22 protein-coding genes are annotated in these 25352 nt (G+C 49.6%); 17 read left to right on the forward strand and 5 right to left on the reverse strand.

Annotation, left to right across the window (positions count from 1 at the left end; translation table 11 throughout):
- The first annotated feature begins 38 nt into the window (after positions 1–38).
- The gene (locus NP590_RS02970; protein WP_256600721.1) at positions 39–3536 is read left to right on the forward strand and encodes an EAL domain-containing protein; all 3498 of its coding nucleotides are present in this window, start codon (positions 39–41) and stop codon (positions 3534–3536) included.
- Here NP590_RS02970 and NP590_RS02975 read toward each other — a convergent pair.
- The 5 genes from NP590_RS02975 to NP590_RS02995 form a co-directional block, all read right to left on the reverse strand.
- Positions 3517–3975, reverse strand: a complete 459-nt coding sequence (locus NP590_RS02975) for an EVE domain-containing protein (protein WP_256600722.1) — start codon at positions 3973–3975, stop codon at positions 3517–3519. The two genes, NP590_RS02970 and NP590_RS02975, sit on opposite strands and share 20 nt — an antisense overlap.
- Positions 3976–4027: 52 nt before the next feature.
- The gene (locus NP590_RS02980; RefSeq protein ID WP_256600723.1) at positions 4028–6253 is read right to left on the reverse strand and encodes an ATPase, T2SS/T4P/T4SS family; all 2226 of its coding nucleotides are present in this window, start codon (positions 6251–6253) and stop codon (positions 4028–4030) included.
- A 3-nt stretch (positions 6254–6256) separates the two neighbouring features.
- Positions 6257–7489, reverse strand: a complete 1233-nt coding sequence (locus NP590_RS02985) for a sensor histidine kinase (RefSeq protein WP_256600724.1) — start codon at positions 7487–7489, stop codon at positions 6257–6259.
- Positions 7486–8151: a GTP-binding protein gene (locus tag NP590_RS02990; RefSeq protein WP_256600725.1), complete on the reverse strand. Its 666-nt coding sequence runs from the start codon at positions 8149–8151 to the stop codon at positions 7486–7488. The genes NP590_RS02985 and NP590_RS02990 overlap by 4 nt, the downstream gene beginning before the upstream one ends.
- Before the next feature lie 159 nt (positions 8152–8310).
- On the reverse strand, positions 8311–9480 hold the full coding sequence (locus tag NP590_RS02995; protein ID WP_256600726.1) for an EAL domain-containing protein: 1170 nt from the start codon (positions 9478–9480) through the stop codon (positions 8311–8313).
- A 144-nt stretch (positions 9481–9624) separates the two neighbouring features.
- Between NP590_RS02995 and NP590_RS03000 the strand changes: the two genes are divergently transcribed.
- From NP590_RS03000 to NP590_RS03075, 16 genes are all read left to right on the forward strand, one after another.
- Positions 9625–10770, forward strand: coding sequence for an alpha/beta hydrolase (locus NP590_RS03000; RefSeq protein ID WP_256600727.1), 1146 nt, complete (start codon positions 9625–9627; stop codon positions 10768–10770).
- 886 nt (positions 10771–11656) lie between these two features.
- Positions 11657–12076 (forward strand): type VII toxin-antitoxin system MntA family adenylyltransferase antitoxin, encoded by a 420-nt coding sequence (gene mntA / locus NP590_RS03005; RefSeq protein ID WP_256600728.1) that lies wholly within the window; start codon positions 11657–11659, stop codon positions 12074–12076.
- On the forward strand, positions 12069–12503 hold the full coding sequence (gene hepT / locus NP590_RS03010; RefSeq protein WP_256600729.1) for a type VII toxin-antitoxin system HepT family RNase toxin: 435 nt from the start codon (positions 12069–12071) through the stop codon (positions 12501–12503). Before mntA ends, hepT begins: the two co-directional genes overlap by 8 nt.
- Positions 12504–12603: 100 nt before the next feature.
- Complete coding sequence (locus NP590_RS03015) at positions 12604–13437, forward strand: ABC transporter permease (RefSeq protein WP_256600730.1); 834 nt, start codon at positions 12604–12606, stop codon at positions 13435–13437.
- Positions 13437–14714 carry an ABC transporter ATP-binding protein gene (locus tag NP590_RS03020; protein WP_256600731.1) on the forward strand — a complete coding sequence of 426 codons (1278 nt, stop codon included), beginning with the start codon at positions 13437–13439 and terminating at the stop codon, positions 14712–14714. The genes NP590_RS03015 and NP590_RS03020 overlap by 1 nt, the downstream gene beginning before the upstream one ends.
- Complete coding sequence (gene rfbF / locus NP590_RS03025; protein ID WP_256600732.1) at positions 14711–15478, forward strand: glucose-1-phosphate cytidylyltransferase; 768 nt, start codon at positions 14711–14713, stop codon at positions 15476–15478. Before NP590_RS03020 ends, rfbF begins: the two co-directional genes overlap by 4 nt.
- Positions 15475–16554, forward strand: coding sequence for a CDP-glucose 4,6-dehydratase (rfbG, locus tag NP590_RS03030; RefSeq protein ID WP_256600738.1), 1080 nt, complete (start codon positions 15475–15477; stop codon positions 16552–16554). The genes rfbF and rfbG overlap by 4 nt, the downstream gene beginning before the upstream one ends.
- Positions 16551–17102, forward strand: coding sequence for a dTDP-4-dehydrorhamnose 3,5-epimerase (gene rfbC / locus NP590_RS03035; protein ID WP_256600739.1), 552 nt, complete (start codon positions 16551–16553; stop codon positions 17100–17102). The genes rfbG and rfbC overlap by 4 nt, the downstream gene beginning before the upstream one ends.
- Complete coding sequence (locus NP590_RS03040) at positions 17099–18322, forward strand: class I SAM-dependent methyltransferase (protein WP_256600740.1); 1224 nt, start codon at positions 17099–17101, stop codon at positions 18320–18322. Before rfbC ends, NP590_RS03040 begins: the two co-directional genes overlap by 4 nt.
- On the forward strand, positions 18319–19425 hold the full coding sequence (locus NP590_RS03045) for a DegT/DnrJ/EryC1/StrS family aminotransferase (protein ID WP_256600741.1): 1107 nt from the start codon (positions 18319–18321) through the stop codon (positions 19423–19425). The genes NP590_RS03040 and NP590_RS03045 overlap by 4 nt, the downstream gene beginning before the upstream one ends.
- An 87-nt stretch (positions 19426–19512) precedes the next feature.
- A complete protein-coding gene (locus tag NP590_RS03050) occupies positions 19513–20283 on the forward strand; it encodes a hypothetical protein (protein WP_256600742.1) in 771 nt (256 codons plus the stop codon).
- 1 nt (position 20284) lies between these two features.
- Entirely contained in the window at positions 20285–21613 is a 1329-nt protein-coding gene (locus NP590_RS03055; protein WP_256600743.1) for an NAD(P)-binding protein, read from the forward strand.
- Positions 21576–22718: a class I SAM-dependent methyltransferase gene (locus NP590_RS03060; RefSeq protein ID WP_256600744.1), complete on the forward strand. Its 1143-nt coding sequence runs from the start codon at positions 21576–21578 to the stop codon at positions 22716–22718. The genes NP590_RS03055 and NP590_RS03060 overlap by 38 nt, the downstream gene beginning before the upstream one ends.
- Positions 22719–22751: 33 nt before the next feature.
- A complete protein-coding gene (locus NP590_RS03065) occupies positions 22752–23465 on the forward strand; it encodes a WbqC family protein (RefSeq protein ID WP_256600745.1) in 714 nt (237 codons plus the stop codon).
- The gene (locus NP590_RS03070; protein ID WP_256600746.1) at positions 23462–24241 is read left to right on the forward strand and encodes a cephalosporin hydroxylase family protein; all 780 of its coding nucleotides are present in this window, start codon (positions 23462–23464) and stop codon (positions 24239–24241) included. The genes NP590_RS03065 and NP590_RS03070 overlap by 4 nt, the downstream gene beginning before the upstream one ends.
- Entirely contained in the window at positions 24241–25284 is a 1044-nt protein-coding gene (locus tag NP590_RS03075) for a glycosyltransferase family 2 protein (protein ID WP_256600747.1), read from the forward strand. Before NP590_RS03070 ends, NP590_RS03075 begins: the two co-directional genes overlap by 1 nt.
- The last annotated feature ends 68 nt before the right edge of the window (positions 25285–25352 follow it).

Raw genomic sequence — 25352 nt, forward strand, 5'->3', positions numbered from 1 at the left:
CCTCACCCTAGCCCTCTCCCGGAGGGAGAGGGAACGGAATGCGGAAATTATTTTTGGCGAAATCCTTATTCGCCCGTTATGTTGATGCTTTTCATGTGTTCCCACGGGCCATGCCTCCGCTCGGCTCCCGCTCCGGTTGCAGTGCCATGAAAGTGCTGTATATCGAAGATTCGGCCAGCGATGCGGATCTTACCGCCCGCGCGTTAAGAAAGTCGGCTCCCGGGATAGAGCTGGATATCGCCAACACGCTGGCGGCCGGATTGGCGAGGCTGGCGCAACAGCAAGGCTATGATGTGGTGCTGTCCGATCTGTCGCTGCCCGACGGCAGCGGCCTGGACGCCCTGGCCTATGTGCGGGAAAAGCAATTGCCGTCGGCGGTGGTGATAGTCACCGGCTCCGGCGATCAGGACGCCGCGATTGCGGCGCTGAAGGCCGGCGCCGACGACTATTTGGTCAAGCGGGAGCACTATTTAAGCAGGTTGCCCGCCGCGCTGGAACAGGTGGTGGCGAGGTTCAGGGAGCATGTCGATCGCAATCGCCGCATACTCAGGGTACTGCAGGTCGAGCACAATACTTTCGACAGCGATTTGACCCGGCGGCATTTGGCGCAGCACGCGCCGCATATCCGCCTCACGCTGGCGGTGACGGCCGATGACGCGTTGCGGCTGATGGGCGATGCCGGCAAGACAACGGATTTCGACGTAGTATTGGTCGATTATCGTTTGCCGGGCATGGACGGCCTGGAGTTGGCCAAAATTCTGCGGCACGAACGCGGCCTGGATGTGGCCATCGTCTTGGTGTCCGGCCAAGGCAGCGAGGAAGTGGCCGCCCGGGCGCTGCAGTTGGGGGTGGATGATTATCTGGCCAAGCATGAGGGTTATCTGTACGAACTGCCTGCAACCCTGGAAAAAGTGGCCCATCAAGTCGAATTGAACCGCGAGCGCGTGATGTTGAAACAGACCGCCAAGCGTCTGTCGCGGGTTTTGGCGGCCAGTCCCACCATACTCTACAACCTGCGATTTTCGGATCGGCACCTGGTGACCAGCTGGGTCAGCGACAATATTCAGCGTCAGTTGGGATATACCCCGGAGCAGGCCATGGGAGCGGATTGGTGGTTGACCCATCTGCATCCGGACGATCTGCCAAAAGTCATCGAATATCAAGCCAAACTGATGAGAGACGGTCACCTGATCCACGAATACCGTTTCAGGCATGCGGACGGGCATTGGATGTGGGTGCGCGACGAGTTGCGCCTGATCCGGGACGGCGGCGGCGAGCCGATCGAAATCGTCGGCGCCTGGCTGGATATCAGCGAACAGAAGCGCACGGAAGCCCTGCGTTTGGCCCGTCAGGCAGCCTTGGACAGCATAGTCGCCAATCGGCCGCTGTCGCTGATTCTGGACGATATCGCCCGGCGGGTGGAGGCCATTTACCCAGACATGCGGGTTTCGGTTTTGCTGGTCGATCCCGTCAACGGCCGACTGACCCATGGCGCGGCACCGAGTCTGCCGGACTTTTACAATCAAGCGGTGGAGCAACTGGAGCCGAAGTTGGGGCGGGGTTCCTGCGGAACCGCTGCCTGGTTGGGCGAAGCGGTCATAGTGACCGATATCGAACAGCATCCTTATTGGGCGGAGTATCTGGATCTGGCCCGCCGGGCCGGTCTGGGGGCCTGTTGGTCGGTGCCGTTTAAAGACGAGGCGGGGCGGGTCTTGGGCACTTTCGGGATTTATCACGCCGGCAAGCGCGAACCGATCGCCGAGCAATTGGAGCTGATCGGCGAATTTGCCCGTATCGCCGCCTTGGCGGTACAAAAAGTGCGCGCCACGGAAACCCTGCGTCAGGCCGCGGCGGTATTCGACTCGACTCGCGAAGGCATTTTGATTACCGATCTGCAACCGCGCATCGTGGCCATCAATCGGGCGTATACCGAAATTACCGGTTACGGCGAAGCCGAATCCCTGGGCAAAAACCCCAACCTGATCCGCTCCGGCCGCCACGACAAACTGTTTTACCAAAACCTGTGGCATAAATTGTCGAGCAAGGGGCATTGGCAGGGCGAAATCTGGAACCGGCGCAAAAACGGCGAGTTTTATCCGCAGTGGTTGACCATCAATACCGTTTTCGACGAAAAGGGTCAGCCGTGCCAATACGTCGGCGTTTTCAGGGATATCTCGGAAATCAAGGAGTCCGAAGCTCGGCTGGAGCGTCTGGCCCACTTCGATACCTTGACCGATCTGCCCAACCGTCTGCTGGCGCGGTCGCGCCTGCAACACGCGGTCGAGCGCGCCGAGCGGCACGGGCATAAGGTGGGCGTGCTGTATCTGGATTTGGATAGATTCAAGACGGTCAACGATAGTCTGGGGCATCCGAGCGGCGATGAGTTGCTGGGTTTACTGGCCGGCCGCCTGAACAAGCGCCTGCGTGATGAGGATACCCTGGCCCGCCTGGGCGGAGACGAATTCTTGCTGGTACTGGAGCATATCGAATCGCCGGTGACCGCCGCCACGGTGGCGCAATCCGTCATCGATCTGTTGTTGCCGCCGTTTCGGTTATCCGGCGGGCAGGAGATTTTTCTGGGGGTTAGTATCGGTATCAGCATCTACCCGGACGATGCCGGCGGCGTCACCGAATTGATACAGCACGCCGATATGGCCATGTATCTGGCCAAACAGGAGGGGCGCAATACCTATCGCTTCCACACCCAGGCCTTGAGCGATGCCGCCAGCCAGCGGCTCCAGCTGGAAACTCGCTTGCGCCGGGCATTGGCCGACGGCGAGTTCGTGCTGCACTATCAGTTGTTGATCGATGCTCAAACCGAAGCGCCCATCGGCGTCGAGGCGTTGGTGCGCTGGCAGCCGCCGGCCGAAGCCATGGTGCCGCCCGCCGCGTTCATTCCGCTCGCCGAGGAAACCGGGCTGATCGTGCCGTTGGGCGAATGGGTGTTGCAACACGCCTGTCAACAGGGCCGGGCCTGGATCGATGCCGGTTTGCCGGCCATGATCATCGCGGTGAATTTATCGGTGCGGCAGTTCCAATCCGGCAATCTGGTGGATTTGGTGCGGCGGGTTTTGGCCGATTCGGGTTTTCCGGCCGATCGTCTGGAACTGGAGCTGACCGAAGGCATGTTGATGGAGGACGCCGAGCAAACCGTAGTCACCCTGAAGGCTTTAAAGGATTTGGGCATCCGCTTGTCCATAGATGATTTTGGTACCGGTTATTCGTCGCTGGCCTATCTGAAACGTTTTCCCATCGATAAACTGAAAATCGATCAAAGCTTTGTGCGTGGTTTGTATGACGACCTGAATGACAGGGAAATTACCGCCACCATCATCGCCATGTCGCGCATTTTAAAGCTGGACGTCTTGGCGGAAGGCGTGGAAACCGAACAACAGCTGGCCTTTTTGCGGGACAGCGGCTGCGATTATTACCAGGGCTATTTGTTTCATAAACCGGAAGCCGCCGCCGATGTGGCAAAGCGGCTGGCGGAAACCCGCCGATCAATCCGGATGGCCGTCATTCCAGACCCAGAATAAATTCCCAATGGGCCGGACTGACCGGCATGATGGACAAACGGTTGCCGCGCCTGACCAGGGCCAAGTCGGCCAATTCCGCGTGCTGCTTGAGTTCCCGCAGGCTAATGGTGCGTTGCAGTTTGCGGACGAACTTGACGTCGACCATGTACCAGGTGGGTTTGTCGGGATGGCTTTTCGGATCGAAGTGTTTGTCGTCGGGATTGAAGGCGGTGAAGTCGGGGTAACTTTCCCTGGCCACTTCGGCAATGCCGACGATGCCGGGCAGTTCGCAGTTGGAATGGTAGAAAAACACCAGGTCGCCGATTTTCATCTCGTCGCGCATCATGTTGCGGGCTTGGTAATTGCGCACGCCGTCCCAATGCTCGGTTTGGCCGGGGCGCCCGGCCAGATCGTCGATGCCGAAGGCGTCGGGTTCGGATTTCATCAGCCAGTACTGCATAATTTCTCCAGGGGTAGGGGGGGTAAGTTTAACGGGGGCGGGATGCCGAGGGTCAAATTTGTTGCGGGCCCAACACGCGCAGGATTTCCTCGCAAGTGGTTTGGCCCGCCAGTACCTTGCCGAGTGCATCCTCCACGATGGTTTTATAGCCGCTTTTGACGGCGGCCTGCTTGAATTCCAGATGGCCGGCCTGTCTGGCTATCATGTCGCGCAGTTCTTCGTTGGGAATCAGCATCTCGATCAGGCAAATCCGGCCGTGATAGCCGCTGGAACCGCAGTGTTCGCAACCTTGACCTTTAAACAGCGGTTGGGCGAGGTTGCTGAATAATGGCCCCAGCTGTTCCAGCAGGGCGGCATCGACCCGATCCGGCGCGCTGCAATGCGGGCAAACTTTACGCACCAGACGCTGGGAGATGATGCCTTCCAGGCTGCTGGCCAGGATGTAGGGTTTCAGGCCCAGATCGAACAGGCGGGCAATGGTGGCGATGGCCGAGTTGGTATGCAGGGTGGAATAGACCAGGTGGCCGGTCAAGGCGGCCTGAAAAGCTACTTCGGCGGTCTCCAGATCGCGTATTTCGCCCAACAGAATCACGTCCGGGTCCTGGCGCAGAGTCGCGCGCAAGACCACCGGAAAGGTCAGATCGATTTTGCCCTTGATGTTAACCTGGCCGGCGCTGTCCAAGTAATATTCCACCGGTTCTTCCAGCGTGACGAAATTTTTGCTGGGGCTGGCGGAATGTTGCAACAGGGAGTACAGGGTCGAGGTTTTGCCGCTGCCGGTGGGGCCGGTGGCCAGGATGATGCCCTGCGGTTTATTGATCAGCCTCTCGAGTTTCACCAAATCGGCGCCGGAAAAACCCAATTGATCGATGGGATGGATGGAGGCATTTTGGTCCAGAATCCGCATCACCACCTTCTCGCCGTTCAGGACCGGTAGGGTGGAGATGCGCAGGTCTATGATGCGGTTGGGGGTTTTTACCGTCACCCGGCCGTCTTGCGGGCGCCGGCGCTCGGCGATGTCCATTTCGGCCATGACCTTGATGCGGGATACCAGCGGGCCGTGGAAATGATGCGGAATGTAAATTTTATCTTCCAGAATGCCGTCTATCCGGTAACGCACGGCGATGCTTTTGGCGCGCGGTTGGATGTGTATGTCGCTGGCGCCCAGGCGAATGGCTTCCAGGATGACGGCGTTGACCAAACGTATCGCCGGTGGCTCCTCGGTTTGCTTTAGTAGTTGTCCAAGCGATAGGTTGCTGTCTTCTTCATCGATAACGATTTGTATGCTTTCGAAGGGGTCGCTGGTGCTGACGATTTCGTTGAAGTCGCTGAATGCTTGCATGCCGCCATAAACTTCCGCCACTTTGCGTTCGATATCCGCGACATTGGCCATCACGACTTTCAAGGGCAGGCCGCTCATAAAGCTCAACTCGGCTTGTAAATCCAGATTGACCGGGTCGGCCACAGCAATCAGCAGGCGGCCGTTGTCGATTTTAAGCGGGATGACCGCGTGTTGTTCGCACAACGAATGCGGTATCAGGTTATGCACTTCGGATTCGACCTGAAATTCGGCCAGGGCGATTTCCTCCACCAGCAAATCCTTGCGCAAGATCTCGCGGATTACCGCTTCGTCCACCCATTGCCGGTGCAGAATCAGTTTCAGTACCGAATCGTTGGTGTTTTGCTTGAGTTTGAACAATTCCCGCAGTTGGGCATCGTTGAGCAGGTTTTTGTTGTTCAGCAAGATGGCGATCTGGCCGCCGTCCGAGCCCGCCGCTTTTCTGAGTTTGCCGATTTCCTTGGTTTTTTCCTGGTTTTCGAGTTTGAGCTGTTTATTTCTGGCTATCAGGTCGTATTGCTCCAGCGCCAGGCCGACGGTGACGCGCAAATCGTCGTCGTTCCAGGGTTTTAAAATGAATTTATACACCGCGCCTTCGTTGATGGCGCCCATCACCGCGCCGGTGTCGGCGTGACCGGTTAGCATGATGCGTATGGTGGCGGGGTGCAGGGCCTTGATGCGCTTTAACAATTCGGCACCGTTCATGTGCGGCATCCTGTGATCGGAAATAATCAGTTGATAGTCGTTTTCCTTGAACAATTGCAGGGCTTCCTGGCCCGACATGGCGGTATCGATGTGATAGTTCTCGCGGCGGAATATCCGCCGCAGCGCGCTCAACACATTGGGTTCGTCGTCGACGAACAGCAGGCGGTATTTGTGCTTGCCGCCGGCTTCGCTATCCAGGTTTCCGCCGGTAAACAGTGCGCTATATTTGGACACGATTCATCGGCCGGCTGGCAGCGGCAAGCTGATGGATACCAGCGTGCCGACATTCGGTTGACTTTTGATTTCCAGGTCGCCCTGGTGGGCTTTGACGATGTTGCGGGCAACGCTCAGGCCCAGGCCCATGCCCTTGCCGACGTCCTTGGTGGTAAAAAACGGATCGAAGATATGCGACATGTCGGAGGCGGGTATTCCGCGTCCGTTGTCGCGGATGTCGATTACGATACGATTTTCCCGGCACGCGCTGCGAATACGGATTTTGCCCGGAGCGGCCATGGCGTCCACCGCATTCATCAGCAGGCTTAAAAATACCTGACCCAGCTCGCCGGGATGGCAGTGCAGCAAGGGCAGTTGGCTCAGGTCCAGATAGACTTCGGCCTTATCGCGTAGTTCGGCGGCGGCCACGTTGCAGACTTGCCTGATCAACTGGTTGAGATCGGCATCTTCCCAATCGGCGTCGTTGACGCGGGAAAAACCCTTTAAGTCCTTGACGATGGCGGCAATACGCTCCGCGCCGCCTATGCTCTCTTGCAGGATGTCTTGCATATCCTGTTGGATAAACGGCATATCCTCCCGCTGCCAAGCGGCTTTTAAGCTGCTTAGGTCCGCACAGGTTTGCAGCAGTTCGTCGATTCTGTTCAACGCGGTCAAGTAGCCGGCGGCCGTGGACAGATTGCTGCGGATGAAACCGATCGGGTTGTTGATTTCGTGGGCGATGCCGGCCGCCAGACGGCCCACGGATGCCAGTTTTTCGGTTTCATAGAGTTTCAGCTGGGTGTTTTCTATGGTTTTGACCTGTTGCCGGACGCGAATTTCCAGGGTTTCCGCCAGGGCTTTATAGCGTTGTTCCGATTGTTCCAGGGCTTTATGCCGGCGTTGCAGTTCTTCGAAGTCGGCCTGTTGGGTTTGCAGGTGTAAGTCCGATGCCATCAGGTAGCGGGCATTGGCCCGCAATAATAACCTGATTAAGTCGGCGGCGGCCTTTAAACGATTTTGCGGGATGGCGGCGCTGATCTGGCCTATGGGCTCCAACTCGCCGTACAGGGCTAGACTGGGGGCGTCGCCGGCCAAATCGGCCGCGCCCAGCAGGTATTCGCCGTTGTGATCGGAAACGGCGAAGGCGGTGCCTAGCAGGGCTTGCAAGGCGGATTCCAGCCGTTGTTTGTCTATTCCGCGCAACAGGTCCGCTAAGCTCAGATCGCGCTCGAAATCGTGCTCGGTGTCGCTGTTCATGGCGGGCTCCGGTCGATTTGGCCGCTGGCCTGGGCGATAAAGGCAGCTCGGCTCAAGTCATGCCGGGCTTGAAACTCGAACTCCCGGTCCAGGCTGTCGTATACCTGTTTCAACAAGGCATTAAAGGTTTCCACCACGCCGTCGCCCACCAGCGCCGAGCTGAACAGCACGGGCCAGGGCGCGGCTTGCCAGCGCCGCAGGACTTCTTCCTCGCTCAGTATGCCGCTCAAATCGCGCTTGTTGAATTGCACGACCAGCGGCAAACGGTCGAAATCGATACCGACCCTGGCGGCGTTGTCTTCCAGGTTGGCAAAGGATTCGCCGTTATTGGTGCTTTGGCCGCGCTGCGAATCGGCGACGAATACCACACCGTCGGCTCGCGACAACACGGCCTTGCGGGTGCTGTCGTGCACTACCTGGCCGGGTACCGTATAGAGCTTGAATTTGATCAGCAGGCCGGATGGGGCCTTGAAACCCAGCGGCAGCAAATCGAAAAACAGCGTGCGGTCGTTGGCGGTTTCCATCAGCATGATGTCGCCCTTCAGATCGGGGCGCAGGATGTCGTGCAGACGCATCAGGTTGGTGGTTTTGCCGCTCTGCGCGGGGCCGTAATAAACCAGTTTGATGCTTAAGCGCTTGGATTCTTCGTCGAAAATTGCCATGACATTTCATTGGCCCGTGCCGGAAGGGTGGCAAGATGATAAACCGTCAAGCGCAAGTTCGCTAAAAGAATATGCCGCGGCGGTTGGCGGCAAGCTAATGCCGGCGGCCGGTGGGCCGGCTTTTGCGGAGCGATTCGGCATGCCGCTAGCCCTGCCGGGCTATTCGTCGGCAATGATATCGACCAACAGGATGCGGTCGGCATCCAGTCGCAGAGAGAGGGTTTTGCACAACAATTCGCTGCCGAAGTCGCGGTAGCGCTCCGAGGTGACGATGCGGTCCCTGTCGCCGGCGGCTTCCAGCGCCAGCAGTTGAAAAAAATAGGGTCGCCAGGACCAATTGAAGCCTATTTTGCGCGGGTCTGTAAACCATTGATTTTCCAAGAAACTGAAATCCGGCGACAACTGATTGCCCTGGTTGTCGCACAGATAAAAGCGGATCACATCGCTCTGGGCAAAATTCCAGCTGGCCAGTTCGTTCAGGTTGAAGTCGCCCTGCAAAACCTCGGCCAAGCGATAGATGAGTTGTTTGGTGGTGCTGATGGCGGTCACTTTGAGCTGCAGTTTCGCCACCGTATTTTTCAGGAATTTGTTGCGCAGGGAGATAATGTGTTGTTCGTATAATTGCGGCGGCTTGAATTCGGCTTGGGCGGGCGAAAACAGATAGCCCTGCATGAACTGGGCTCCGCAGCTGAGGCCGAATAGAAATTCCTCATCGGTTTCCACGCCTTCGCAAATGATTTGGCAGCCGGTGCGCTTGCCCAGCCGGGTCATTAGATGCACCACTTCGCTGGCGATACCTCCCTTGGTGGCTTGCTTGAACAGGCGCATGTCGATTTTGATAATGTCCGGCTGAATTGCCATGACTCTTTGCAATTGCGAGGAGCCGGCGCCAAAGTCGTCCAATGCCACTCGCAGGCCCTGCTTGCGGTAGCGTTTGACGATTTCCTTCAATTTACCCAGATCGGCATGGTCCTCGGTAATTTCTATAATGATACGCTGCCGGTCGATGTTCAGTTCTTCCAGCATCTTCAGGGTTGGCGATGCGTTTAAATGGCGCAGATTGTTGATCCAGGCGGCCGATATGTTGATCGCCAGATAGGTGTTGCCGTCCAGTTCGGCGAATTTTTGCAAGGCTTGCCAGCGGACTTGTCTATCCAGCTCCGTGCGTTGTTTTTCATCCAGGTTCGGCGAGGAAAATAGCGGACCCGCCGAGACGATTTGCTTGTTGGCGTTAAGTTGTCTGGCCAAGGCCTCGTAGCCGATGATTTTGCCATTGGCCACGCTGACGATGGGTTGGAAGTGCGGGAAGAGGTTTGTTGAGGGTTCCATAAATGATTGACTGGGCTTGGCTATCGTATGGGTTTGCGGAGTATGGAGCTGAAAACGGGCGAAATGGTTAATTGCGGTCTACCCTTGGGTGATACGCTTTCGTGCATGGTAATTATGCTTCATTATTAACTAAAAGGAGGCTTTATGTCCGATTATAAGCTCTATTATGCAACTAACCGTAAACACAAGGGGTCGCGTTGGCAACCGGACGGTTACGGTAAAAAGTTTAGCGACGACGGCATGGAGAATCTACGCTTCGGCGTATTGACGGTCGCCGCCGACGATAATACCGTCGAAAAACATTTGAATACGCCCTTGAAGGATTGCGGCGTGGGGGACGGCGAAAATTTGGCCAAGTATCTGGCGGGATGCGCGGCGAAGGCCAAAATCGCGGCTTATGAAGAATCCATCAAGGCGGATATCGCCGAACAGGCCCAGGCCGATACCAAATTGGGTTCCAAGGCCATGTTTGCCGATCTGATGCAAGACATGAAACACAGTAGCGATGTGCTGATTTATATTCATGGTTTTAATGTGGCCTGGACCGATGCGGTAGGCTCCGCGCTGGCGCTGCAGTTGATGTTGCGGAATGCGCCGACGCGGGACGAATCGCAGACGGTGCAAGTGGTGTTGTTCAGTTGGCCGTCCGACGGTCTGGCCTTGCCGTGGGTATCATATAAATCGGATCGTTCCGAGGCCAGCGGTTCCGGCGCGGCGGTCGGTCGCGGATTTTTGAAATTGCGGGATTTTCTGGCCGATTTGCGCGATAAGGCCAAAAAAGGCGGCGGCCAACCGTGCGGGCAGGATATCCATTTGTTGTGCCATTCGATGGGAAATTTTTTATTGCAAAGTGCCTTGGCAAGAATCGCCGACTTCACACCGGGCAACAGTTTGCCGCGTATTTTCGAACACGTGTTTTTATGCGCGCCCGATGTCGACGACAATGCGCTGGAACCCGGCCAGCCGCTGGGAAGCATCGACCAGATAGCCCGCAATGTCTCGCTGTACCATAATCGGGGGGACACCGCGATGGTGATATCCGACTACAGCAAGGGGAATCCCGAGCGTCTGGGAGGTGCCGGCGCCGCGCACCCGGCCATGCTGCACAACAAGGTGCATCAGATTGACTGCACGCCGGTTGTGCACGGCCTTGTGGAGCATAGTTATTATTTGTCCGGTAAAGTGGCCGCCGATATCAGGGCCAGCATAGACGGTTGGGAGCAGGGCGATGCCCGCCGGGAAAGACAACGCGGCGCGACCTTGGAGAATGTTTGGGCGATGAGGAAGTAGGACCGAGGGTGCCGTCCGCCGGCTTGTGTTATCATTTCGGCCAGAATTTTGCTGATTGGGGTTCGCCTCGCGAGTTTTGTTTACCAGGATGGCGCGCTTTAATGCGGCGGCTATTCGACCGCTTGTTTGGAATTTACGAAGTTGCACCTGAGCGGTATAAGCACTAAAGTCCTTCGCCGGTTGGGTAGGGACGACCCGCGAGGTTCAAAGTGACACCAAATTTGGGTTTGATCTGTTTTTGATCTTGATTTTTAAGCGAATGCGCCTTGGTACAACTCAACGATGTGCTTTAAAGCAGCCTGGCAGCGCCCCGGGGCGGATGACGCAACGTTTTTGTTCGGAAAAATCGCGAGCGATTTTTTAAAATTTGCGGTAAGGATGCCGCCCAAAATGTCTTACGCATTCTGTTTCCTCTCCCTCCTCCGGGAGAGGGTAAGGTGAGGGATATAAATAGGGAAGTCATTTGGGGTGGAATCCTAACGATCATGAAACAGGTGTATCAGCCCGACAACTGAAAGACAGTCTAGTAGGAGCGACGCACAGTCGCGATGATGACCTTACGAATCGCGGATGTTTGTCGCTCCCACCATGACTTTCAGAGCGACTCCAGCCTACGTTTTCTTTGCTGTTTTGACTGAATCATTAAAAGTTGCGAAGAAAATCTGGATGTTGCTGTGATAAATCCCCAGGCAATGTCGGGCTAACAGGGGTTGTTTCTTGAGTTTTAATATAAAAAAGACGCTCGTCGTTTTATGAGTCAGGTAGATGTAAATCAGCTAAAAATTGCCCTACAAATATATCAAAGAGCCTTTTGGCATCCGAGTGCTGGTAGTAACAAAACGGCGGGCTTTGATACGGATAAATTCACCTCCGTCTAAAAAATGGCATGGAGTTCAACAGCTTAAAAGCCCAATTAATTCAGCTGGCAAAAGCAAACGACAACATTGAATTGCTTTGGCTGTACGGCTCCCATGCAAAAGGCTGTGCGCATGAGAACAGCGATATCGACTTGGCGGTTGCGTTCAAAGCATGGGAGAGCGATGCGATTGAGCGCCGCTTAAGGCCGGAGCTGCTCGCCTTGGACTGGCAAAATACACTTAATTTGCCCGAGGGAAAATTAAGTGTATTGGATATCGATATCGCGCCGATTCCGCTGGCAATGTCCGTGTTGAAAAATGGCGAATTGTGGCTCAGTAAAAATGACTGCCGCCTAGCTCAAGAACTGCAACGTATCATGTCGAAATGGGAAATAGACTACCTGTATCACTATCAAAAGCAGCAGCTTATGAGTGCCGGTAATGGATGAAACCTATGTGTTTTCCATGCGGGAGCATCTTGCTGAATTGAAAAGCGAACTGCAAGGACTAACGGATATTGCCAATCAACGGGCATTAAGTCGTTACGAATATCGCGCCGCCGAGCGTACATTGCAAGTGCTTATAGAAGTTTGTATCGGCATCGCCAAACACTGGAATTACTTTTTCTTTAAAACGGCACCCGCCGATGCCTATGCCGCGTTTGAAAAACTCTCTCGGCAAGGTGTTGAGAGGGTAAATGATGTAGAATGGCGGAAAATAATCGGTATGAGAAATGCCTTGGTACATGATTATCTCAACATTGAGCCCGAGATCATTAGGGCCGTAATAAAGAAAGCGGCTTATAAGGGTCTGCTTGAGTTTGCCGAATACGGATTAACGATATTGCAGTCGCCTGTCAATCGCGGATCAAATTAATAATAAGTTCGACTTCTTAGCCGCGCGCAACAATAAAACAACTAAGCAAAAGCAGTGAATTTTTAGTTGTTTATAGTTATAAAGATATTAGCCAATAAATATGACAAAACAACATCAGTTTCAATTCACAATAGAGGCAGGTAAAAGCGAAAGACATTATTGGATGGATTTATGGCGATACCGAGAGCTGTTTTATATTTTAGCTTGGCGTGATGTAGCCGTGCGGTACAAACAAACTGTCATCGGTTTGTTGTGGGCCATTATTCGGCCGTTGTTAACAATGGTGATATTTGTCATTGTTTTCGGTAAAATAGCCAAGCTTCCAAGCGAAGGGGTGCCTTACCCCATTTATGTATTTTCCGCTATGTTGCCCTGGACATTTTTTTCCAGTGCATTCGCCGATGCCAGTAACAGCCTGATCAGTAACGCCAATCTGATTTCAAAAGTATACTTTCCCCGGCTTATTATTCCGGCGGCATCGGTTATGGTTGCCATGGTGGATTTTATAATTTCATTTGTTATTTTATTGATATTGATGGCTTGGTATCAATATTGGCCTAGCTGGAATCTATTGGCGCTGCCGTTGTTTTTAATACTGGGTTTTTTTGCCGCATTAGGTTCTGGACTGTTTGTAGCTTCATTAAATGTCAAATACAGAGATTTCAGGTATGTGGTTCCGTTTATTGTCCAATTGGGTTTGTATATTTCGCCTGTAGGCTTTAGTTCATCCGTGGTGCCGGAACAATATCAGAGCTTTTATTACCTGAATCCAATGGTGGCGGTTATTGACGGTTTTCGTTGGGTTATCAGCGGAGGGAGTACGGCGTTTAATAGTACGGAGTTAAATATATCCGTAATTGTCGTTTCTATAATCTGTGTAATTGGTGTGCTTCAATTTAGAAGAATGGAAAAAACCTTTGCGGATGTGATTTGATGAGTGTTGCGATAAAAGTAGAAAGCCTGAGTAAAAAGTATATCATCCAGCATGAAAAAAAATCGGCGCATTACGAAACCTTGAGTGATTCTTTTATTCAAAGTGGTAAAAAATTTATAAATGGAATTAGCCATCCTTTCAGTCGTTCAAAATCGGAAGAACAAGCACAGGAAGAATTCTGGGCATTAAAGGATATTAATTTTGAAATTATGCAAGGTGACAAGGTTGGTATTATTGGGCGTAATGGTGCTGGTAAATCGACTCTGTTAAAAATACTGTCGCGCATTACCGATCCAACGTCTGGAAAAATTCATATCAACGGACGTATTGCAAGTTTATTGGAAGTAGGAACGGGATTTCATCCTGAATTAACGGGCAGGGAGAATATTTACCTGAATGGCGCCATTTTAGGTATGGGGCGGAAAGAGATTAAAGCCAAGTTTGACGAAATTGTCGATTTTGCCGAGGTGGAGAAGTTTTTAGATACGCCGGTTAAACGCTATTCCAGCGGCATGTATGTGCGTCTTGCCTTTGCTGTAGCCGCGCACCTTGATCCCGAGATACTGATTGTTGATGAGGTGCTTGCTGTTGGCGATATGCAGTTTCAGAAGAAATGCTTAGGTAAAATGGAGGAAGTTAGCAATCAAGGGCGGACGGTTTTATTTGTTAGTCATAACATGGCGATGATTTCTAATCTTTGCAAAAAAGGGGTTATGCTTAATGCCGGGCAACTAGAATTTCAGGGACAGATTTCGGAAGCCATACTGCATTATTATCAACAGCAAAACGAGCAAAGCGCCAGGGTTGGAAAATTATTTGAGAGTGATAATGCGGTGTTAATTAGGGGCGAATTAATTGGCTTAAGTGCCGCCTCGGATATAAGCATTCACGACGAATTAATTGTACGAATGCTTTATAAGATTAAGAAGTCGATTGCCGGAAAATGTGTGCCTAATTTTCATTTTTCAACTTCCAGTGGAACGACTGTGTTTGTATCGAGCGCTGAAGGGGTAACAAAAATGTCGCCTGGCCAATATGTTGCAGACTGTAAGATTCCAGGTCACCTGTTAAACGAAGGTGCTTATTTTGTTGGATTGGCCTTGACTACTTATTTAGATTCAGGTTCTTTTGAGGTAGAGTTTTTCGATCAGAATGCGTTAACATTTAACGTAATCGATCCAATGGATGAGCGGTCAAATCGTTACGGTTATGCCGGAATAGTTCCAGGTGTGGTACGGCCTAAATTGGTTTGGAATATTCACCAGGATATTAAATGAAAGTAGTCATTCTTGCTGGTGGATTGGGCACTCGTATTAGTGAAGAGTCACACCTCAAACCCAAGCCAATGATTGAAATCGGCGGCAAGCCCATACTTTGGCACTTAATGAAAATCTATTCCCACTACGGGATTAATGATTTCATTATTTGCTTGGGTTACAAGGGATATGTGATCAAAGAATATTTCGCTAACTATTTTTTGCATATGTCGGATGTTACATTCGACATGGAAAGTAATCGTATGGAAGTTCACCAAAGAAATGCAGAGCCTTGGCGGGTGACTTTAGTCGATACAGGTGAATCCACGTTGACAGGTGGACGATTAAAACGAGTGCAAAGTTATGTAGGTGACGAAACCTTTTGTTTTACCTATGGCGATGGAGTGGCGGACGTCAATATTGCCGAGCAAATTGTTTACCATCGCAAAGCCGGGAAATACGCTACCGTAACCGCCATCCAACCCCCGGGCCGCTACGGCGCACTGAATTTGCAGGACAATTTGGTGCACCACTTTCAAGAAAAACCGGCGGGTGATGGTTCATGGATCAATGGTGGTTTTTTTGTGTTGGAGCCGGATGTCTTCGATTACATTCAAAGTGATCAAACCAGCTGGGAGTCTCAGCCCTTGCAACGGCTAGCATCAGAGTCTCAACTTCTGGCATACCGTCACTCCGGGTTTTGGCAGGCGATGGATACCTTGCGGGATAAAAATCATCTTGAAGCACTTTGGGCAACCAATCCGCCCTGGAAAGTGTGGGCATGAAGTTATTTGATAACCAATACCGCGGTCGCCGCGTATTGATAACGGGACATACCGGTTTCAAGGGGAGTTGGTTGGCGCTTTGGTTATCCAAACTTGGAGCCAATGTGTTTGGTTACTCTTTGCCTCCAGAAAGCACTCCGAACCATTGGGATTTACTTCGCATCGGTATTCCGCAGTATTTACAGGATATTCGTGATGCGGAAACAATGACAAGGATTGTCGCGGAAGTCAGACCGGAAATAGTTTTTCATCTCGCCGCACAACCACTAGTCAGACGCTCCTATCGTGACCCACTTAAAACTTGGTCTACCAATGTCATGGGAACAGCCAATTTGCTGGAAGCCTGTCGGTACTCGCCAAATTTAAGGGCGATAGTGGTGGTGACTACCGACAAATGCTATGAAAACCAGGAATGGGCCTGGGGATATCGGGAGAATGATCGCTTGGGAGGGTATGACCCTTATAGTGCTTCCAAAGCGGCGGCTGAGCTGGTGGTCAATAGTTATCGTAAGGCTTTTTTTCAGCATGACGAGACGCCGTTGTTGGCGTCGGCTCGTGCCGGTAACGTAATTGGCGGTGGCGATTGGTCGGAAGATCGCCTGATACCCGACTTGGTGAGATCGTTGACGGAGCGGAAAACGCTCTTGATTCGCTCGCCGTCGGCAACTCGACCTTGGCAACATGTACTGGAATCGCTTAGTGGCTATCTATTGCTAGGACAAAAACTTTTACAAGGTAAAACGCAAATGGCCGATGCCTGGAATTTTGGTCCGGAAACCGAAGGAAACCGGACTGTGGCTGATGTTTTAGCAGGATTGCAAGTTAACTGGCCTGAAGTGAATTGGCAAACTACTGATCAGTCCCAGCCACACGAGGCCAATTTACTGTACCTGGATAGTGCCAAGGCTAAAGCCCAATTAGGCTGGAAGCCGGTCTGGAATTTCGATAAAACACTCGTGGCAACTGCACAGTGGTATCGTCAATACTATGAAAATGATCAGTTGCAGAGTGAGGCACAACTGGCCGATTACATCGCTTCTGCTCAAATGGCTGGAGTTGAGTGGGCGACTTCATGAACATTCGTCAGACGAAAATATCAGGTGTCGTCATTGTCGAAAGTGCAGTGTTTAAAGACCATCGCGGCGCATTTTCACGATTGTATTGTGAACAGGAGCTAAACGAAGTTATAGGCGCACGGCGAATAGTGCAAATCAACCATTCCCACACCAATTCTAAAGGAGCAGTGCGTGGCATGCATTTCCAGCATCCACCATATGCGGAAATGAAACTGATTCGCTGTTTAAAAGGGCGTGTATGGGACGTGGCTGTCGATTTGCGCGCGGATTCAAGCACTTTCTTGCAATGGCATGCCGAGGAATTGAGTGCGGCAAACCACAAGATGATGGTGATTCCGGAAGGCTGTGCCCATGGATTTCAGGTATTGGAATCCGAAAGCGAACTGCTTTATCTGCATACCGCATTTTATCAGCCGTCTGCAGAGACGGGTATCCGCCATGACGACCCACGTTTGGCTATTACTTGGCCATTGCCAGTAGCGGATCTTTCCGCGCGCGATCAAAAGCATGCCTTGATCACTCCAGATTTTTCCGGAATTAGTTTATGAATTGTCGACATTGTCACGCGCCATTGGAAAATATTTTTCTCGATCTTGGCTTTGCACCACCTTCGAACGCGTATTTAACGACTGCCGATCTCAACAAGCCCGAACTTTATTTCCCGCTTAAATTGTTTGTCTGTGAGCAGTGCTGGCTGGTGCAAACCGAAGATTACGCCGAGGCCGATCAGCTTTTTAACCGCGATTACGCTTATTTTTCCTCCGTGTCCCAGAGTTGGCTGGATCACGCTGCGCGTTACGTCACCATGATTACCAAGCGGCTTGAGCTGGACAAAAATAGTCAGGTAATCGAAATTGCCTCCAATGACGGCTACTTGCTGAAAAATTTTGTTGCATCAGGGATTCCCTGCCTCGGAATAGAACCCACCGACAGCACCGCTGCGGCAGCAGAGAAATTAGGTATTCCGGTAATGCGCGAATTTTTCGGTAAAAAGCTGGCCCAATGTCTTGTCGACCAGGGAAAGCAAGCCGATCTGATTATCGGCAACAATGTTTATGCTCATGTGCCGGATATCAACGATTTTACGGCCGGGCTTAAAACCGTGCTTAAACCCGATGGTACTATCACATTAGAATTTCCGCACTTGATGCGCCTGATCGAACATACCCAGTTCGACACCGTTTACCACGAACATTTCTCTTATCTTTCGTTATGGACGGTTAACCGGATTTTTCAGCAAGCCGGTTTACGGATTTATGATGTCGAAGAGTTGCCGACTCACGGAGGTAGCCTGCGCATTTACGGTTGTCATGCGGAAAAATCAATTTCAGCGACTTCCGCGGTCGACATTGTACTTGCCGCGGAAGCGCGACAAGGTCTGCGCGACTTGGTCATCTATCAAACTTTTCAGGTCAAGGCGGATCGAGTTAAGGATGATTTTCTTGGGTTTTTGATCGAGCAAAAGCGCGCTGGTAAAAAAGTGGTCGCCTATGGTGCGGCAGCCAAAGGTAATACCTTACTCAATTACGCCGGCATAAAGCCTGATTTATTGCCATATGTTTGTGATGCCGCTACATCCAAACAGGGCAAATTCATGCCGGGTAGTCATATTCCAATTTTGTCGCCCGAGGTGCTGCTTGAAGCGTGTCCTGATTATTTGGTGATTCTGCCTTGGAATATTGCGGCTGAGGTCAGAATCCAAAATGCAAAACTAGCTGAACTTGGGGTTAAGTTTGTCACCGCAGTGCCAAAATTGGAGACTCAATGAAGCCGCGCATACATTACACCAAACCTTCGATCACCGAATTGGAAGTCCGCTACGCCACCGACGCGGCGGCGAATGGTTGGGGCGACAAATGCTACGACTATATCAACCGCTTTGAAGAGGCGTTTAAAGCCCATCTAGGTGTCAAATATGCCATTGCCACATCGAGTTGTACCGGTGCGTTGCATATGGGTATGGCGGCGATGGGTATTGGGCCAGGAGATGAGGTCATCATGGCTGATACCAATTGGATTGCCACAGCTGCGCCCATTGTTCATCTGGGAGCCAAACCGGTATTTATCGATATTCTTCCAGATTCCTGGTGCCTTGATCCGGAATTGGTTGAGCAAGCCATTACGCCCCGAACCAAAGCGATTGTTGCTGTTCACCTTTACGGAAATCTTTGTGAGATGGATCGATTGCTCGAAATTGGCGAAAAATACGGTATTTCAGTGATTGAAGATGCGGCAGAAGCAATTGGTTCTGTGTATCATGGAAAACGCGCTGGTTCTATGGGTAAGTTCGGAGCATTTTCGTTTCATGGTACCAAAACACTCACAACGGGTGAAGGCGGGATGTTTGTTACCAACGATCCAGACTTATACGAACATGTCCTTACCTTGAGTAACCATGGACGGGCGCGTGGACAGACCAAACAGTTTTGGCCGGACATGGTTGGTTTTAAGTACAAGATGTCCAATATTCAAGCGGCGATTGGTTGTGCTCAAGTTGAACGTATAGATAATTTAACAGCGCGCAAACATGAAATTTTTTCATATTATCGAGAGCATTTGGCAGTTCTTCCGGGGCTAATTATGAATCCAGAGTCATTAGGTAAAATCAATGGAGCTTGGATGCCTACGGCGGTTTTTAATCAGTCAGTTGGTGTTACGAGTGAGAAACTTCAGAGCGCCTTTAAGGCTGAGAATATCGATGCGCGTGTCTTTTTCTGGCCCCTTTCAGGGATGCAAATGTTTGAGTCGGTACCTATCAATATAAACGCTTGGCATATTCCGGAGCGGGCTATTAATCTACCTAGTTACCACGATATAACTGAAATTGAGCAGGATAGAGTGATCAAGGTAATAAAAAATTTACTGTCTTGACTTAAATGTAAGACAGAGAACGAAGTTTCTGAGTAGTTTATACAGTCTCTTTGATATCATCGACCACTTTTATAACGAGATAAAATTATGGATCAGTCTGACAAGAAAAACTATTTGCACCCAGAGCAAGAGTTTTTCGAGAATATTGAAGAATATTTTCAAAGCTCTTCTTCAAGTTATGGTCAGAAGATGCATGCGTTTCCCCGTTTTGTGCCTCGACAGGCAATCAGTTACTTTCTTGCTAGAAACGAGATATTTAAAAATATTATTTCGATTCATGGTTCAATAATGGACTTCGGTGTTTATCGAGGGTCTTCTCTTTTTACTTGGCACCAACTTAGCGCAATTTATGAGCCATATAACCATGTTCGGAGAATTATTGGTTTCGATTCTTTTGCTGGCTTTTCTGAGTTAGACGAAAATGATTTTGGGGAAGATGGAAAAAAATTCGATCTTAAAAGACCTGGGGCAATGGAATTTCAAGATGGCCAGAGAGAGTTGGAAAGGGGAATCGCTCTGTGTGACCTCAATCGTCCGTTAGGTCATGTCGCTAGAGCTCAAATTGAAGAGGGTGTCTTGCCGGATTCGGTAGAACGGTATTTGGGCGCACATCAGGAGACAATAGTTGCAATGGCTAATTTCGGACTGGGTTTATATATGCCGACTAAGAAGATTCTTCAGATTATTAAGCCAAGGTTACAACGTGGCAGTATTCTGGTGTTTGAAGAACTTAACCAAGCAATGTGGCCTGGTGAAACTAAGGCTTTGATCGAGGTTTTTGGGGCAGAGAACGTTCGTCTGCATAGAATTCCATATTGTCCGCATATTAGCTGGATGCAAGTCGGGGGAACAGACTAAGGTGAATAAACATATCGCTGTCGTTGGCGCTTCTATAGGGGGGCTTGTTGCTGCCGCTGAGTTGAGGTCAAAAGGGTTTGATGTAACCTTGATAGAAAAAGGTAAAGCGGTTGCGGGACTTTACGGCAAGGTAGATACACCATTTGGAAAACAAGAGTTGGGTATGCATGTGCTGTATCTTACCGAGCAACATTACAAGCATTTGTGTGCAATATTCGGATCTGATGTTTTTCAAGTGTGGAGTGGATATAGGGTTGATATAGGATCTGCCTATAACTTCAACAAAAATTCCTTTAATAGTATTTATCCAGATGTGCGGGAATTGCCTGAGCAGAAGGAAATTCTCGCACAGATAATGTGTGGCGGAAGTGACGCTTATAATCCCGGTAATGCTTTGGAGGCTGTGAATGCAAGATTTGGTAGAATTGCCGGAGAGAAAGTTTTTGCGCCTATTCTGAAGAAGTTATGGAAAACAGAACCAGCACAATTAAGTTCGGATGCTATTCATTGTTTTTACGATTTAAGACGTGTTGTGGTTTGTGATAAGCAAGAGGCAGACAGTTTAAAACAAGATAACTGGCTGGATAAGGTGATAGCAAATCCAGATCAATCTCAGCCTTCCGGTGTTGTGTTCAATGGCAGAATGGCTGCCAGATTCAAGAACACTTGTGGCGACCTCTCTGAGATAGTCATGAACTGGCTTAAAGAACAGAACATACGGGTTTGTTTTAACAGTTCAATAATGATCACAGATAACAAAGTGATGTTTAACGGTGTGCCAATAAATGAGCAGTTTGATGCATGTATTATCGCGTCACCGCTTGCTGCGATTGTCCCGAATTCCCAGAATTCTATGGATTTACTTGAGTTAAGCATTTATTACTTTAAGCTTGCCAAGAATATTACAGATGAGTTCCCTGCATATTACATGTTGTGCCATGATGCCGAGACTTTGTCTTCCCGCATCGTTAATTATGATGCATATGGTATTGAAAACTCGGATGATCATTCTGTGGTTATTTCTGTCGAGGTAACTCATGACATAGGGAACGCTCCGCTGATTCAAGATGTAGAAGTTGAGTTGAAAAGAATTCTGCCCTTTGCTTCTATTGTAGACTCCTATACATTACCGACCACGTTACGGGTACCTATACCCAGTTTAAAAAATGCAGCGCTTCTCGATAAATATACCGAGTTACTAACGTTGAGCAACCCCCAACAACCAATCTTCTTTTCGGGTATGAGAACTGACAAAGGGGTTTTTTTCTCACATCATACTATCGGGTTGGCATATGACTCAGCGGTGGAATGTTCAGCAAGACTCTCTTGAAATCCTGGAAATGCCTTTTTATTGGAGGCTTTCCAATTCCGTAGGTACATCAAAAATACCAGTTCGTTTGCCAATCAGGATTACAGCTAGACTGGAATATGACTATCTTGAGTTTCGTCCTACTGATGTCGAATGGCAGGCAATCAATAATGCGTATCAGCAAAATGCGAATATAGGATTTTTGAACCCGGAGTCGGGGCAAATCAATACTTATGGTTCAAGTGTAAATCGCTTCTTTCTTGAAGTTGTTGAGACATATGCGCCTGAGAAAACATTTGAGATCGGATGCGGGGCTGGTTTCAGCATTCAGTTTTTGAGGGCGCACGGATTCAAGGTAATTGGTATTGATCCTTCTGAATATTCACTGGAATGGAGTAAAAGACTTGGTTTCGAGCTAATAAACGATTTCTTTGATGAGCATCTTATTTACGGGAAAGCAGATTTAATTTTTTGTAATGATGTTTTTGAACATGTGCCTCAGGTGGATCAATTTTCGAAGGCAGTTTATAAATCACTAAAGCAGGGTGGAGTCTTTTGTTTTTCAACCACCAATTCAACCCAGTCAATTGCTCTGGGTGATATTTCTATGCTTGAGCACCAGCACGTCAATATGTTTACTGAGGCCTCTATTTATCTTCTGCTTGCGAATGCGGGGTTCTCAGACATATCGGTGAAGTCTGGTTCATATGGAAATACTTTCCATGTGATTGCGCGAAAAAAAGATTCAGTAATACGTAAGATTGAATCTATAAAGTTGGCTTCATGCAAGGGTTTTTTTGAAAGAGCATACCAGAAATTAACTGCATTTGGGGATTTCTATCAAAAACTGGGGTATTCTAGCCATTACTATGTTCCATTGAGATGTATTCCATATCTCGCGACGGTGGGAAATTTTGGCGACAGCGATCTTTATGATTCGAATATGTCGTGGCAAGGGAAATATATAGATGGCTACGCTCGCCCCATTAAATCCTTATCAGACATAGAATATGTGGCTAATGGAAGTTTTTTTATTGGCTCAATGACTTTTCATGATGAAATCAAACGTACTTTGATAGCACACGGTTATCCTGAAAAGAGCATACATTCCGTTTATACTCTGTAATAATATTTGCAAGGCGTTTTTTAATAAAGATTTATGAATGTTGTTATTTCTCAATCAATGCTGTTTCCATGGGTGGGACTATTGGAACAGTTGAAGCTTGCTGATGTGTTTGTGCATTATGACGATGTGCAGTTCTCGAAAGGAAGTTTCGTAAATAGAGTGCAATTGAAACTCCCGGATAACAAAAAGTGGATGACTGTGCCTTTGGCGAAGCTTCATTTGGGACAGCGTATCAACGAAGTACAGCCTAAGGGCGGAAGCGATTGGAAGCGACAGCATTTTGACCTAATGAAACGTAGTTTTGCCGATGCACCTTATGCTGAGGACGCTTTAAAGATTGTTGAAAAGGTTTATAGCCAGGAATATAAAGATATCGGCATGCTCGCCAGAGCGTCCATGATTGAATTGACCAGATATTTTGGTATCGCTACCGATACTCGGTTTGTGGATATTACAAGTATGAATATTACCGGAGCTAGCAGTGAAAGAGTACTGGATACAGTCAAGGCTTTGCAGGGAAATGTTTATATCACAGGACATGGCGCTGCTCGCTACTTAAACCACGCATTATTTGAATATGAAGGCGTTGACGTCCGCTATATGGATTATCAGCTTAAGCCTTATCCCCAGCCTTATGGTGAGTTCACTCCTTACGTTTCCAGCCTCGATCTAGTGGCTAATTGTGGACGAAATGGTATTGAATTCATCTGTTCAAGCACCCTGCCATGGAGAAAGTTTATTAAATGAACGCGACTGAACAATTTAAACAAGACGTAGACAAGAGTATTGATGGACTGGGAAAAGATAAGGATTTACAGGCCTTATCAAGAATATGGCTAAGACAAATTGCAACGCATAAATATTCCCACAATTATAATTGGAGTGGAAGACCCATTATACAAGTGCCACAGGATATCGTTGCAATGCAGGAGTTGATCTGGCAAATAAAGCCCGATCTAATCATAGAAACAGGTATTGCCCACGGCGGTTCTTTGATCTTCAGTGCTTCCATGTTGGCGCAATTGGATATGTGCGATGCTATCGAAGCGGGTGCGACATTCGATCCGAGTGTTTCCAGTCGTAAGGTTCTAGGAATCGATATCGACATCCGCGCCCACAATCGCGCCGCAATTGAGTCGCACCCAATGGCGTCGCGGATTCAAATGATTCAAGGCTCCAGTATTGCGCAGGGTGTTATCGAGCAGGTTCACGCGATAGCCGCCAATTATTCCCGAGTTTTGGTTTGCCTGGACAGTAACCATACCCATGAACATGTACTGGCCGAATTAAATGCCTATGCGCCACTTGCTAGCAAAGATAGTTACTGCGTGGTTTTCGATACTCTTATTGAAGACATGCCCGCCGAGATGTTTCCTGACCGTCCATGGGGGCCTGGCAATAATCCTAAAACCGCCGTATGGGAATATCTAAAATCGCATCCGGAATTTGAAATTGACAAGACCATACAAAACAAACTGCTCATAACAGTTGCACCGGATGGTTATTTGAGGCGATTGGACTGATGAGCAGTAAGGTTACTATCGGTATTCCGCAGTACAACGAGGAAAAATTCATCGAGGAAGCGATCCGTTCCGCCGCACCTCAATGTGACACCTTATGGATTTCTGACAATGCATCGACTGATGGCTCGGCGGCTATTTGCGAGAAATTAAGTCGAGAATATTCCAATGTGCATTTCGTGCGACAGCCTTATAACCTAGGCTCGGTTGCCAATTTCAAGTACTTGCTGGATAAAGCCGACACGCCATTCTTCATGTGGCTTGGCAGTCATGACGCACTACCCGATTGTTATGTCAGGCAACTAACACAACTTCTTGAAAATTGCTCTGAGGCAGTATTGGCTTATGGTGTCGCACTTCACGTGGATGTTGATGGTCGCCCGACCGGAAGCTACGGATATTATGATTACCATGAGTCTTTAGCCGACAAGGAACCCACAACGCGCATATTGGGGCTCCTTCGTTATTTGCATGATTTTGCGCTTGTGTATGGAGTATTTCGAACGGATGCATTACGCAAAGCATGGGATGACGCGGGAATAGGGGCGTATATCGCTACGGATTTCATTCTGTTGACACACTGTGCAAAAGCAGGGCGTTTCTTATATACCCCGGAAACACATTTGATTTGCCGCGATGTACATCCGGGAGACACTTATGAGAAGTCGCTGAAGAGAATGCATGCGCGCGACCCTAGCAGTGTGAAATTTCCCCGGCGAGAAATGTTATGCCGTCAGCGCGCACTAATTGCTTCGGTTTCGAAAGGTACTGGTATGTCCGGGTTCTTATTTCGATTGAAAGCTCGAGCTTTTTTGGTCATGCGTTATGGTCCTATTGACGATGCTTTAATGACACGAAATTTGGAAAGATTATTTTTTATGTTTTATTCCATATTCTTGTTTTTGCAGCCAACCTCTTTTTCTAATGTGTTAAAAACCCCCTTGCCGGATTTGCCATTAAAAGTGTTTAAGGTCGTGCGCCACGGGATTCCCTACAGAGTACGCAAGCTTAAGCAATTATTAAAAAAATGCATAGAAGGTAACTAGCATATAATTTGATTAATTCGATTATTTTTGTTCAATAGAAACTTTATTTGAATAGAATTTTGCTTGGT

This window comes from Methylomonas subterranea (assembly GCF_024505185.1).
Taxonomy (GTDB): Bacteria; Pseudomonadota; Gammaproteobacteria; order Methylococcales; family Methylomonadaceae; genus Methylomonas; species Methylomonas subterranea.

Excerpts from the sequence above, each read along its gene's own strand:
- NP590_RS03000 (WP_256600727.1), top strand. The coding sequence starts at position 9,625 with ATGTCCGATTATAAGCTCTATTATGCAACTAACCGTAAACACAAGGGG.
- mntA (WP_256600728.1), top strand. The coding sequence starts at position 11,657 with ATGGAGTTCAACAGCTTAAAAGCCCAATTAATTCAGCTGGCAAAAGCA.
- NP590_RS02995 (WP_256600726.1), bottom strand. The coding sequence starts at position 9,480 with ATGGAACCCTCAACAAACCTCTTCCCGCACTTCCAACCCATCGTCAGC.
- NP590_RS03050 (WP_256600742.1), top strand. The coding sequence starts at position 19,513 with ATGGATCAGTCTGACAAGAAAAACTATTTGCACCCAGAGCAAGAGTTT.
- NP590_RS03075 (WP_256600747.1), top strand. The coding sequence starts at position 24,241 with ATGAGCAGTAAGGTTACTATCGGTATTCCGCAGTACAACGAGGAAAAA.
- NP590_RS03040 (WP_256600740.1), top strand. The coding sequence starts at position 17,099 with ATGAATTGTCGACATTGTCACGCGCCATTGGAAAATATTTTTCTCGAT.
- NP590_RS03060 (WP_256600744.1), top strand. The coding sequence starts at position 21,576 with ATGACTCAGCGGTGGAATGTTCAGCAAGACTCTCTTGAAATCCTGGAA.
- NP590_RS03020 (WP_256600731.1), top strand. The coding sequence starts at position 13,437 with ATGAGTGTTGCGATAAAAGTAGAAAGCCTGAGTAAAAAGTATATCATC.
- rfbF (WP_256600732.1), top strand. The coding sequence starts at position 14,711 with ATGAAAGTAGTCATTCTTGCTGGTGGATTGGGCACTCGTATTAGTGAA.
- NP590_RS03070 (WP_256600746.1), top strand. The coding sequence starts at position 23,462 with ATGAACGCGACTGAACAATTTAAACAAGACGTAGACAAGAGTATTGAT.
- hepT (WP_256600729.1), top strand. The coding sequence starts at position 12,069 with ATGGATGAAACCTATGTGTTTTCCATGCGGGAGCATCTTGCTGAATTG.
- rfbG (WP_256600738.1), top strand. The coding sequence starts at position 15,475 with ATGAAGTTATTTGATAACCAATACCGCGGTCGCCGCGTATTGATAACG.
- NP590_RS03045 (WP_256600741.1), top strand. The coding sequence starts at position 18,319 with ATGAAGCCGCGCATACATTACACCAAACCTTCGATCACCGAATTGGAA.
- NP590_RS02985 (WP_256600724.1), bottom strand. The coding sequence starts at position 7,489 with ATGAACAGCGACACCGAGCACGATTTCGAGCGCGATCTGAGCTTAGCG.
- NP590_RS03065 (WP_256600745.1), top strand. The coding sequence starts at position 22,752 with ATGAATGTTGTTATTTCTCAATCAATGCTGTTTCCATGGGTGGGACTA.
- NP590_RS02975 (WP_256600722.1), bottom strand. The coding sequence starts at position 3,975 with ATGCAGTACTGGCTGATGAAATCCGAACCCGACGCCTTCGGCATCGAC.
- NP590_RS03015 (WP_256600730.1), top strand. The coding sequence starts at position 12,604 with ATGACAAAACAACATCAGTTTCAATTCACAATAGAGGCAGGTAAAAGC.
- rfbC (WP_256600739.1), top strand. The coding sequence starts at position 16,551 with ATGAACATTCGTCAGACGAAAATATCAGGTGTCGTCATTGTCGAAAGT.
- NP590_RS02990 (WP_256600725.1), bottom strand. The coding sequence starts at position 8,151 with ATGGCAATTTTCGACGAAGAATCCAAGCGCTTAAGCATCAAACTGGTT.
- NP590_RS02970 (WP_256600721.1), top strand. The coding sequence starts at position 39 with ATGCGGAAATTATTTTTGGCGAAATCCTTATTCGCCCGTTATGTTGAT.